Origin of the sequence: Psychromonas saccharinae (assembly GCF_051201515.1) — a bacterium.
GTDB lineage: Bacteria > Pseudomonadota > Gammaproteobacteria > Enterobacterales > Psychromonadaceae > Psychromonas.
In genome coordinates, this window is the sequence record NZ_CP195153.1 from 3,317,884 (window position 1) to 3,330,204 (window position 12,321).

General features: G+C 38.4%; 12 protein-coding genes. 2 read left to right on the forward strand and 10 right to left on the reverse strand.

Annotation, left to right across the window (positions count from 1 at the left end):
* Positions 1-51: 51 nt before the first annotated feature.
* The 7 genes from cyoE to ACR30L_RS14900 all read right to left on the reverse strand — a co-directional run bounded on the left by cyoE (position 52) and on the right by ACR30L_RS14900 (position 7,047).
* The gene (gene cyoE, locus ACR30L_RS14870; protein WP_435235028.1) at positions 52-936 is read right to left on the reverse strand and encodes a heme o synthase; all 885 of its coding nucleotides are present in this window, start codon (positions 934-936) and stop codon (positions 52-54) included.
* A gap of 24 nt (positions 937-960) precedes the next feature.
* Positions 961-1,305, reverse strand: a complete 345-nt coding sequence (gene cyoD, locus ACR30L_RS14875) for a cytochrome o ubiquinol oxidase subunit IV (protein ID WP_435235029.1) — start codon at positions 1,303-1,305, stop codon at positions 961-963.
* The gene (cyoC, locus tag ACR30L_RS14880; protein WP_435235030.1) at positions 1,305-1,934 is read right to left on the reverse strand and encodes a cytochrome o ubiquinol oxidase subunit III; all 630 of its coding nucleotides are present in this window, start codon (positions 1,932-1,934) and stop codon (positions 1,305-1,307) included. Before cyoC ends, cyoD begins: the two co-directional genes overlap by 1 nt.
* Positions 1,931-3,931: a cytochrome o ubiquinol oxidase subunit I gene (gene cyoB / locus ACR30L_RS14885; protein WP_435235031.1), complete on the reverse strand. Its 2,001-nt coding sequence runs from the start codon at positions 3,929-3,931 to the stop codon at positions 1,931-1,933. Before cyoB ends, cyoC begins: the two co-directional genes overlap by 4 nt.
* A 2-nt stretch (positions 3,932-3,933) precedes the next feature.
* Positions 3,934-4,878, reverse strand: coding sequence for a ubiquinol oxidase subunit II (cyoA, locus tag ACR30L_RS14890; RefSeq protein ID WP_435235032.1), 945 nt, complete (start codon positions 4,876-4,878; stop codon positions 3,934-3,936).
* Between the two features lie 223 nt (positions 4,879-5,101).
* Positions 5,102-5,503, reverse strand: coding sequence for a hypothetical protein (locus ACR30L_RS14895; RefSeq protein WP_435235033.1), 402 nt, complete (start codon positions 5,501-5,503; stop codon positions 5,102-5,104).
* Positions 5,504-5,973: 470 nt separating this feature from the next.
* Entirely contained in the window at positions 5,974-7,047 is a 1,074-nt protein-coding gene (locus ACR30L_RS14900; protein ID WP_435235034.1) for a PTS transporter subunit IIC, read from the reverse strand.
* Between the two features lie 602 nt (positions 7,048-7,649).
* On the opposite strand from ACR30L_RS14900, the gene ACR30L_RS14905 reads away from it, so the two are divergent.
* Together ACR30L_RS14905 and ACR30L_RS14910 are read left to right on the forward strand one after the other, a co-directional pair.
* Entirely contained in the window at positions 7,650-8,162 is a 513-nt protein-coding gene (locus ACR30L_RS14905; RefSeq protein WP_435235035.1) for a hypothetical protein, read from the forward strand.
* Position 8,163: 1 nt separating this feature from the next.
* Positions 8,164-8,457 (forward strand): hypothetical protein, encoded by a 294-nt coding sequence (locus tag ACR30L_RS14910; RefSeq protein ID WP_435235036.1) that lies wholly within the window; start codon positions 8,164-8,166, stop codon positions 8,455-8,457.
* A gap of 121 nt (positions 8,458-8,578) precedes the next feature.
* On the opposite strand, the gene ACR30L_RS14915 is transcribed toward ACR30L_RS14910, so the two are convergent.
* The 3 genes from ACR30L_RS14915 to ACR30L_RS14925 all read right to left on the reverse strand — a co-directional run bounded on the left by ACR30L_RS14915 (position 8,579) and on the right by ACR30L_RS14925 (position 12,234).
* Complete coding sequence (locus tag ACR30L_RS14915) at positions 8,579-9,421, reverse strand: ion transporter (protein WP_435235037.1); 843 nt, start codon at positions 9,419-9,421, stop codon at positions 8,579-8,581.
* A 286-nt stretch (positions 9,422-9,707) separates the two neighbouring features.
* Positions 9,708-11,594 (reverse strand): putative bifunctional diguanylate cyclase/phosphodiesterase, encoded by a 1,887-nt coding sequence (locus ACR30L_RS14920; protein ID WP_435235038.1) that lies wholly within the window; start codon positions 11,592-11,594, stop codon positions 9,708-9,710.
* 442 nt (positions 11,595-12,036) lie between these two features.
* Positions 12,037-12,234, reverse strand: a complete 198-nt coding sequence (locus ACR30L_RS14925; protein WP_435235039.1) for a CPXCG motif-containing cysteine-rich protein — start codon at positions 12,232-12,234, stop codon at positions 12,037-12,039.
* Between the last annotated feature and the right edge of the window lie 87 nt (positions 12,235-12,321).

Here is a 12,321-nt window from a genome sequence, read left to right on the forward strand (position 1 = left end):
AAGGGCTTGAATAATATACCCAAGCCCCTTTTAATCGAACCGTTAAGTCAATTAATTCAACACTAATATCTGCGGCGTTATCGCTTGGTAATCAACGGCCATGGCAATACTCATCGCGGTAATATTAACAATCGAAAAAGCGAACACTTTACGCGCCCATCGAGCAATATCAATATGACGACGATAACCTCGCAATGCCATCAATAACCACCAGAAACTGGTCACACACGCGACGGCCATAAAAGCGGCGCCAGTATAGCCATTGATAGGTAATAGCATTACGACTAAGGCATAAACGGCAATATAAAGCACAATATGAACCTTGGCTTTTGCGATACCTTGTGCAACGGGTAATACGGGTATATTTGCCGATTGATAATCATCAAACCGAAAAATAGCAATCGCATAGGAATGTGGCATTTGCCATAAACTGAACATCACTAATAAAATTAATGAGGCCAAATCAAATTGACCGGTCACTGCACAGTACCCCACTACCGGTGGCACGGCTCCTGATAAGCTCCCCACCAGCGTGCCGTAGATGGAATGACGCTTCATGTACAGGCTGTAAACCACGACATAGATAACATATCCAAAGGCAGCAAAGGCAACAGCAGTCAGTGTTGTAAACGCAATAAGCATCCCAAACCCCAATGCACCACATACAAGTCCTAACCATAAAGCCGCTGACGCAGACACTTCTCCGGTGACGGTCACCCGTGAACGAGTACGCGCCATAATGATATCAATATCTCGATCGATAACATTATTAATCGCGCAGCCCGAAGCAATCACAAGGGATAAGCCAACCAGGGTTGCTACCATTAACACGGGATCTATCTCGCCACGAGAGGCAAGTAGAAACCCACCGGTCACACTAATAAGATTCCCCATAATGATGCCGGGTTTAGTGACACTGAAATAACGTCGTAACATCTTTTAGTTCCTTTATAAAGCCGGTTAATACATCATCATTGCGTTGGACTCGTAAATAATCCAAATCGACAATCCAACAACCATCACGATGACCAGCAGACTAAATAAAAATGAAAAACTGTTCGCTCGCCCTTCTTCGGTAATAAAATTAAGATGTAAGAAAAATTTCAATTGCACCCAAATTTGCACCACCGCTAAAATCACAATGCTCCAAACGGCCGTTTCCTTCGCATAATCACCACTCATAATGATATAAAAAGGAATAATGGTTAATGCAATCGACAGCGCAAAACCAATCAAATAACCCTTAACACTGCCATGAGACGCATCGTGTTGCTCAGTTACGTTTGCTGTTTGACTATTATTCATTACATTGCTCCCAATAAATACACCAAGGTAAAAACACAAATCCAGACAATATCGAGGAAATGCCAGAATAAACTTAGGCAACTTAAGCGCGCCACGGTCGGTTTACCAAGTCCACGTTTTGAGACTTCTCCCATCATAATCAACATCCAAACAAGCCCAGAAGTCACATGTAAACCATGTAATCCGACTAATGCAAAAAATGAAGATAAAAACGCGCTTTGTTGTGGTCCATGCCCATGTTCAATCAGATGCGTAAATTCATATAACTCCATCCCGATAAACACCGCACCAAGGCAAAAGGTCACCGCTAACCAAAATAAAACCTGTGATTTTTTCTGGGTCTGTGCCGCCAACATAGCAAAACCAAAGGTCAAGCTACTCACCAATAACGCAGCCGTTTCGATTGCCACAAAATTGAGTTCAAAAATATCTTTACCTGAAACACCGCCCGCCGTGTTTTTAAATAACACCGCATAGGTCGCAAAAAATGAGGCAAACAATAGGCAATCGGTCATTAGATATAACCAAAAACCAAAAACCGTATTATTACCTGCATTGTGATCGTCATGGCTCACTTCGGTATGGGAGTGATTAGTCTGTAAATTGGCAGTGATAGTTAATGTACTCATGCATTTAACTCCTTACTTGTCATCGAACCGCCTGTTAATTGATAGGCATGCTCAATTTTTTCTATCTCTTCTGGTTGTACGTAATAGTCAACATCTCGATTATAAGAACGCGCGATAAAAATACCGATTGACCCAACCAGACCAACAATGGCTAACCACCAAATATGCCAAATCATTGCGAAACAGAATGCCGTGACAGCCGCCCCAATCAACACGCCTGCGGCTGTATTTTTCGGCATATGAATAGGTTCGTAGCTTGCCTGACCTTGATAAGCTCGTCTTTTTTCTTTCATGTCTGTCCAAGCATCAATATCTTCAACCTGTGGAATAACAGCAAAGTTATAGGCCTGTGGCGGAGACATTGTCGCCCATTCCAAGGTATGACCATTCCACGGATCGCCAGCTTTTCCATCAAGTGGTTCACGGTCTCTAAAGCTCACATACAATTGTGCAACTTGGCAAATAATGCCCACCATGATAATCGCTGCACCACCAGCGGCAATGTACAACCAAATATTCCAATCGGGATTATTGGTATGATTCAAACGACGTGTCATCCCTAAGAATCCCAAGACGTAAAGCGGCATAAAGGCAACAAAGAAACCAATAATCCAGCACCAAAATGAGGCTTTCCCTAAACGCTCATTAAGTTTAAAGCCCATCACTTTCGGGAACCAATAGGCAAAACCAGCGAGGTAACCAAAGACTGCACCACCAATAATCGTATTATGGAAGTGAGCAATTAAGAACAAACTATTATGCAATACATAATCTGCCCCAGGTATAGCCAGTAATACGCCGGTCATTCCACCAATGGTAAAAGTCACCATAAAGCCCAATGTCCATAAAACCGGTACCGTAAAACGTAAACGCCCACGGAAAATAGTAAATAACCAGTTAAATAGTTTAACGCCCGTTGGTACAGCAATCACCATGGTCATCATGCCGAAAAAGGCATTCACATTGGCACTTGAGCCCATCGTAAAGAAATGATGTAACCACACAATAAAGCCGAGAATAGAGATTGCGCCACTAGCATAAATCATCGATTTATAACCAAATAAACGCTTGCCGGCGAATGTGGAAATAATTTCAGAATAAATACCAAAAGCGGGTAATACGAGAATATATACTTCAGGATGTCCCCAAGCCCAAAATAGGTTGATGTACATCATCGCATTACCGCCCGCTTCATTAGTAAAGAAGTGAAAGCCGAGGTAACGGTCAAGGGTTAACATACCTAAAACGGCAGTTAAAATCGGAAACGAAGCAGCGATCAGAATATTGGCCCAAGTACATGTCCAAGTGTAAACCGGCATTTTCATTAAGCTCATGCCCGGTGCACGCATTTTAAAGACCGTCACTAAAAAGTTAATGGCGGTCAATAGCGTGCCTAACCCCGATATTTGCAACGCCCAAATATAATAATCAACGCCCACCCCCGAACTAAATGCGAGTTCAGAAAGTGGCGGATAAGCAGCCCAACCTGTTCTTGCAAATTCACCAAAAACCAATGACATATTAATTAAAATCGCACCACTTGCCGTGAACCAAAAACTCAAATTATTGACAAAGGGAAAAGCAACATCACGCGCACCGATTTGCAATGGCAACACGATATTCATTAAACCAATCATAAATGGCATAGCCATAAAGATGATCATAATGACACCGTGTGCAGTGAATATTTGGTCGTAATGCTCTGGGGGCAAGTAACCAGGCGCACCATTGGTCGCTAAGGCTAATTGAGAGCGCATCATAATCGCATCGGAGAAACCACGAAATAACATAATCAACGCTAAAAAGATGTACATGACACCTAAACGCTTATGATCAACCGAGGTGATCCAATCACGCCAAAGCACACCCCATTTTTGATATTTTGTAATAAGCCCTAAAACGGTCAAACCAACAACGACAATACCAATCATCGTACCGACGATAATCGGCTCATGAAAAGGGATTGCATCTAAAGAAAATTTACCTAATAACGACATTGTTATTCCTCACCTTGACTAATAGAGGGATGTGCTGAATTTACATTCATCATCGATTTATCCATCGTATGTTCACCCATAGCATGATCCATTTTATTCATGTCACCATAGGCGCCCATGTACTTCATAATAATGGTGTGAAATAACCCTTTTTCGACATCGCCGTAATAGGCAACGGGGTTATTTTCACTTTCTTCAGCTAACTCGTAGTAACTCGTTTTGGTGAGTTTATGATTATCAGCTTTCACCTTACTTACCCACTTATCAAAATCCGCTTGAGTGGGAGTTGCAATCGCATCAAATTTCATACCAGAGAACCCTGAGCCGCTATAATTTGAAGAAAATCCTTGAAATGTCCCAGGCTCATCTGCAATTAAATGAAGCTTCGTTTCCATCCCGGCCATCGAATATATTTGACTACCCAATTGCGGAATAAAGAACGAATTCATGGTGCTTTCTGAAGTAATTTTATATTCAACGGGAACATGGGTAGGAAAGACCAATTCATTAATCGTTGCGATGCCCTGCTCAGGATAAATAAATAACCATTTCCAATTTAATGAAACAACTTCAACGGTCAGGTGTTTCCCTTTCCCTTCAATCGGTTTATAGGGATCAAGTCGATGGGTTGATTGCCATGTAATAACACTCAAAATAACCACAATAACAATTGGAACAGCCCAGACTATCGCTTCAATTTTATTTGAATGGGCCCATTTTGGAGCATAAATTTCATGGGTTTGCGTATGTCTGTATTTCCAAGCGAAATACAATGTCATCACAATAACGGGAATAACGACCAACAACATAAGACCTGTTGCAATGATGATTAAATTCTTCTCATCAGCGGCAATCATCCCTTTTGGGTCAAGTACGCCGCCTTTACACCCTGACAAAATCAGTACTGTGCTGGCTAACGCTATTTTACAAAGGTTTCGAATAAACAAAGGACCATCCTACTAACCTAAAGTGTTGAAATGTGTTGTTTTATAAAGCCTTAAAAACAACTGTATAGAATTTTCTCGAATCACCTTTACACGCAATAAAGCAGATTAAAGGTATCAAGAAATAAAGGGAGGTTGATTGAATATCAGGCACAACAAAGCAGCAAAACCAAGCGCATAAACAAAGATGAGTAAACGACTAAAACGGCTAAACTACTGGTAATATTCAACCATTTACTTGAGGAGGAGCACGACAGCCATGGTAGTTAAAAGAAATAAAAGATTGCAATTTTTCACAAAAAGCAGAGGCTATTTTTTGTGAACGAACAGCGGCTCGACGCACTGGAAAAATAAGAAAAATTAACCAGCATAAACCAATTAGCCATTGTTCAGAGAATGAAGAATGCATCAATAAATATAAAACATTAACGGCAATAGACTCTACAAAATGCCCTTCCAGTAATAAATTATTTAACTCACCAACATCTTCAAAAAAACCATTAAATAACATCACTGTATTGATAATTAACATAACCAATACAGAAAAGAATGCCTGTTCTATAAAGACAAGACGCCCATTCAAACTTAATCGACTAAAAATTGACTGATTTTTTGATTGTGAGCTCAAATATAAACGGCCTTAATGGGGAAAACAGACAAGAAACGGACATCGCATACACCGATTAAAAATAGTCTACATGATCTAAATCAAAAGATCATACATAAACCCAAAAAAAACACATCTCACATTAGGCATTGATCACAGAAAAAATACAGTTAACCTTTTAATGATTGATGATGTAACACCTTGAATTAGCATACATTCGAGTAGCTGATAAATGTAATATCAATAGTATTCAATATAAGTTCTAAATTTTGCGCAGGAAAAATGGTTAAGTTTGAGGCGAAAGTTGATGTAAATAGGTTATTCCCTTAACGAAACTTTCAACAAAGAAATAAACTATTTTAACCAGCAAAATAGATCAGATAATTATTACGATTGGTATAATATGCAGCATTAATAATCGAGCATATTGTCAGTAGGTAGGTTAACGAGTGCAGTGATAATAGCACTCGTCATTAAAATAACGATATAAACTAAGAATTGATTTTCATATCACCTAGCTTTATCCAGCCAATACGGCGTAACCATTCGGATACACCTAAAGCGATAATGGCAGGTAAAATAAAATGCGTGAGGGCAATTTTGATAAGTAAAACAGTCGAACTTTCAGAACCGACCATCGTATTCCACGTCATTATTTGACCAACCAACCCCGCCGTGCCCATTCCACCACCACTCGGATTATTCTCCATGGCAAAAATAACCGTCGCGATTGGACCTGTAATCGCACTCGCGACAATAGCAGGGATCCATATTCTGGGGTTTTTAACAATATTAGGCATTTGTAACATTGATGTACCTAAACCTTGCGCTAATAAACCATTAACCTTATTTTCACGATAACTTGCGACGGCAAAACCAATCATTTGAGCAGCACATCCAGCAGTAGCAGCGCCTGCCGCAATGCCCTTAAGCCCTAAAATAATAGAAATTGCAGCAGAACTAATAGGCAAAGTAAGAAATATTCCCATCAAGACAGAAATGATTACGCCCATACTAAAAGGTTGTTGTTGGGTGGCGAAAAGAATGATGTCACCAAGATACGCCATAAATGAACTGATCGCAGGACCAATAAAAATAGCAACAACACCGCCACTGACTAAGGTCACGATCGGCGTAATAAGAATATCAAGCAAGGTACGACCAAACACTAATCGTCCCATTTCAATCCCAACAATCGCCGCCAGAAAAGCGGTCAATGGCTCGCCCGGTCCTAAAAGATGAACCGTAGGTCCAACCAATACACTACCTGCTAATATTTTTCCGGCATAGGCTCCAAACATCCCCGTTACCGCCGATGCATAGACAACCAAATTAGGCGCTTTTAACTTATGCGCCACACCCACTCCAATTCCTGCCCCCGTAGTAATTAAAGCCAGGCTACCAATTTGAATAAGCATCCCTCCAATGTGACCGCCCACACCAGATCCAATCTGTTTAACAATAAGGCCGACAATCAAGGTAGAAAAAAGGCCAAGCGCCATGCCACTGAGCCCATCAATTAAATAACGATTGATGAAGCGACGAAACATGTTTTGTTGTGACATAGATTTTTAATCCTTTAGATTGATTATTGTCTGAACCTAGGCCACAACTAGACCTAAATTCAATTTTGAACATGGCTAGGCTGACAATGGCCTAATAATCTTGCATACAAAACTGGAATGCAAGCACTTAATATACCCGTTACCAATCATGATGCGTTTATCAGTCACTAGCTCGGATACCAAGGCAAGGCATAACATGATGACAATGGCTAGTCCTTATCGAATGTTATAACGCAGTATTGGTGTTCGAGCTAGTGACCCGCAGGGCAAGACGAGAGGCAAACATCTTCGTTGTTATAAAGTCTCGATTTAACCCGTTAGATCTTCACCTTTATGCCTAGAATCTGCTCACCTCTCGTCTTGCTGATTTCTGCATCTTGAATGGTAACGGGTATATAAGTCTCACTTTATTTGTAAAATGTATTAATTAAAAAATACACATTCTAAATCTCAAGTGTCTATACGGAGGATTTAATATTTAGATAACAGATGAAATAGCATAAACGCTCATTATTCATAATAATTTTTTGATTTATCATTCACTTAAGAGTTACAATTTAAATTTATTTTAAAATGATCTAAATAAGGAATATTGAATCATTATGACAACTAACGCGAGAAATTTAGGTATTGCTCAGCAAGCAATCACTTATGTTGAGTCTAAAATGACAATTGGCGCTGATAATAAATGGTCAGATAAATTCGCAAGTCTTTTTGCAGCGGAAACATCTGGGAGTTGTGTAGCGAGAATAAGAAAATCGCCATACCCATCTCCTCGGCTTGAACAATTACGTGAAATGGCTCGACGAGCATTAATAGCTGGTTGTGGTAATTGTGGAGAGCAAGCTGCAATTGCATTTTTTTGGTTACATGATAGAAAAGTAGCACCACTTGAATATATGACTCGAACCAATGCAGATCACGCATTTGTCGTTATTGGTAGAAAACTTGATAGCTCCTTCGACAAACCATTAGAATGGGGTGAAAACTGTATCATTTGTGATCCTTGGGCTGGAAAAGTATATACCATCAGAAATGTGAGTAAAAAAATGTATGGTAGTGGCCCTTTCGATCCCCGTACAGTCTATCGTTTTGAGCCAGAAGAAGGACAATAAAATGGCAACGTTTTGGTTTTTGGGTGGTATTTACGTCGTCTTACTGTGGTTTGGTACCATGAGTATCTTATCAAATGTGGTGCAACCTTTAATTTCTCAAGTTGTTTTTTTTGCTTTAGCAGCCTGCTTATCAGTGTTTATGAGAGGATGGGGGCATAATATGAATATAGTCGTATTAGTCCTATTAACATTAGCTTTAATTGGCATTTTTGTCGGTACACTTCAGGTACTTGGTATCATAACCATTGGCCCAACAAGTGCATTACCCTTTGCTAACTTCCCCCCAAAACACTAATTAATTACATAATAAATAAAATATAACCTATTAAATTTATTTTAGAACTACATGATGCTTTGCATAACAGATTGGCTATAGCCAACCCCCCAAAAGTCTCATGTATAAAACGCTGTAAACATTACAACGCTGCACCACAATATTTACAATAGCGAGCATCAACATCATGCCCTTCCGCACTGCATTCAGGACAAGCTTGAGTGGAAACTGGACGAGCAAATGCCTTAGACATTTCAACGGTCACAATCCCGGTGGGCACTGCAATAATTGCATACCCAGTAACCATCACCATCGAAGCGACACTTTGTCCTAGTACGGTTTGTGGTGAAATATCGCCATAACCAACCGTGGTAAGTGTCACAATCGCCCAATAGATACTACGAGGAATACTGGTAAAGCCATTATTACCGCCTTCAATGACGTACATAATCGAACCAAAAATAACCACTAATGTCATGACCGTAAAAATAAACACAATGATCTTACGACTACTCGCGCGCAGTGCTTTCATAAGCAATCGAGATTCGCCAAGATAAGGAGCAAGCTTTAATATACGGAATATTCTTAGAATACGTAAAATACGAATAACTAAAAAGTACTGACTTCCGGGGATAAACAAACTCACAAACGTTGGGATAATGGCCAACAAATCAACAATGCCATAAAAACTAATGGCGTACTTGAATGGCTTGCCAACACACAATAGCCTGAGAATATATTCAAGGGTAAAAATGATGGTAAAAAACCACTCAATCCCATACAACCAATTACCAAAATTTAACTGGACAACTTGCACACTGTCTAACATGACAGCGAGGACACTAATTAAAATACTCGCAATGAGTAAAATGTCGAATGCTTTACCAAGCGGCGTATCCGCCTCGAAAATAATTTCATGTAACACGGTTCGCCAATGCGCCCGTTGAGATTCAGACTCAGAAAGTACATCCCTCTGATTTTCCATATATCAACTCCTGTTGTCGTTAGGAAAAATAAAAATAGAACAGCTAAGTCCTTTTAATGTATTTAAAGCGAGAACGCCTTGAATTGAAAGCATATATTAATACATATTAATTAAAGTTTCAGAGAGGATAAGTCATTTATAATGAAGCGTGGAGAATATCTATTTCAAATCATAGCCTATTTAACTTGGCTATATCTATTTCAGCCTTTTATCGAGCTTATACAATACACAATTGAAGGTAAAAACAGAAAATAACATGATAACTAAATATGCCCTGAAGCAAAGATTATTTGTTATATATTTTAAATATATCAAGCTGTTCGGGTAAAATAGGACGTTGGAAAAAGTATCCTTGAGCGTAATCACACCGTTGCTGTAAAAGAATGTCTAGACACTCTTGTGTTTCAACACCCTCGGCAATCACTTTCATATCTAATTGTTTTCCCATTACAATAATGGTTGAGGCAATTGCATCGTAATGACTAACAAAACTTTTGTCTATTTTTAAGATATCAAAGGGTAACTTTCTTAAATAACTCAAAGATGAATACCCCGTGCCAAAATCATCCATTAACAACCTGGCACCCATTTCAGATAGTTCGTTCAATGTTTTTAAAATACAGGGATTTTCAGCAATCGTCATGCTTTCTGTTATTTCAAGATCAAGGCAATAAGGTGGAATATCAAATTCTGACATAACATCTTGAACTAGTTTAGAAAAGTTGGGACTAAACAATTGGTAAGGTGAAACATTAACGGCAATATTAAGGTTTGTAGCACCACTATCTCGCCATAGTTTATTTTGACGACAAGCCTCTCTCAACACCCATTCACCTATTTCAACAATTTGCCCTGAGTACTCCGCAATCGGTATAAAGACATCAGGAGGAATGATTGTATCTTGGTCGAGCTGCCAGCGCAGTAATGCTTCTGTACCTTGTATTGCAAAAGTATTTAAATTCACCACTGGTTGATAAACAACACTTAATTGTTCTTTTTCAATGGCAGTGCGTAATTGTGATTCATAGGATAAACGACGTATCTGCTCTTTGCTGAATGTTTGTTGATAAAATTGATACTGATTCTTTCCCTTTTTTTTCGCTTCATACATTGCCGTATCAGCATATTTAATTAAAGATTCAGCGTCTTTTGCATCATTTGGGTAAACGGCAACACCAATACTCCCAGTAAGATAAATATCAGATTTACCTAACCAGATGGGCTCTGAAATAGCTTTTACTAATGCCCTAGCAATGCAATAAATTCCATCAATCGACTCTGAATAATTAACAATAGCAACAAATTCATCACCACCAAATCGAAATACCAAGTCATTTTTTCGCATAATTTCTGACAAACGTTTCGCAATGCTAATTAATAATTTATCTCCCGTTGCATGCCCTCTTGTGTCATTAATATCTTTGAAACGATCAAGATCAATGCAAAAAATAGCAAACTTCTGATTACCGACTGTCGAAATTTTATCCTTGATTTTCATGTCAAGAGCATGCCGATTAGGCAATCCGGTCAACATATCATTACTCGCGATAAAACGGTTTTTTTCCTCACTAATCGCTAACTGTTCAGTCTTTCTTTGCATCATTTTTACTACGTTTAGTATTGATTTTGAAATCGCAAACGTTAATAGAAAAAATACAATTGACAAAACCACTATGAGTGTATTGGATGCAATCACAATAAAATCTGTGAGTTTATCGACAGGTCCAATAAAATTGATCGAGTTTGCTCTGAATCCATTATAGGCACTATTAATTTCTGCCTTCATTTCAGATTCAGTTATTATCCCTGCTTCAAATAATTCGATACTTTTTAAAAAATCATCTGCGAGTTCAATATCATTCTGACAAATACTAAAAATATTTCCAGTCTCTATTAAACGCATAAAAAATCGGTCAATCGACCCAATAATAGCAACACACATTTCAGGTTGGTCTTGAATTATTTTAACAACTACCTTAAGCGCATCGGTATCAGGAATGGTTTTTTCATTAATTGTGATAAGCTCATTAAATTCAATAAGGTGATTGAAGTGTTGGCTATTGAGTTGATTTAATCTAGACGTGCTAGCAACTTTAAAGGTACTGATTGCCACAATAATAGAAAAAAATATAATAAGCAGCATTAAAACAGTAAGTTGTCTATTTATCGTCATTATCATCTTAAGCTACTTCTAATTGGTGGATAAGTATTTGAATTAGCTTAAGCGTAGAGCATAAAGTTTATTAGTGCTAAACCTTGCAAATATCAATATAAACAAAACATCACTTATTTATAGCATAAAAGCTTTTTAGTCTATAAATTCAAGGTTAAATCTGTCTAGTAAGAAAATAAAAAATCATGCTTATGTACTTAACTCAGGTAAAGCAGACAAAAAAATTAAAATCATTAAAAATGCACCACAGAGGACACCGAATTAAAAGAGAAAAGCACAAAATAAGCAATAATTAGCTTATATCATATTGTTTTAGTCTTTTCTCCGTGCAGCACACAGCGCCTCACGCAGTGTCGCAGTCACATGAAGTGTGCGTTGTATTGCTAGCCTGAGTAATCTACAGAAGCATGTAAAAAATTAAAATAACGTATAGTGAGAGCGATTAAAAGATATCATCTTCATTGTATACACGTACTTCCATATCACCATTCATACTTTCAGAAACTAAAAAAGTAATGGGTTTACAACACACTTGGCAATCTTCGATATACTGCTGATCCAAATCCGATGAATCGATTAAAATATCAATGGTTTCACCGCAATAGGGACAGCTAATATACTTTTCAATAAGTGGGTTCAATTTATATCATTCCTATATTGATTAAACTAGCTCACCAGCCAGTTAACATGGGTTTATTGATAAATAAACGTCGCTCAGATTTACCGT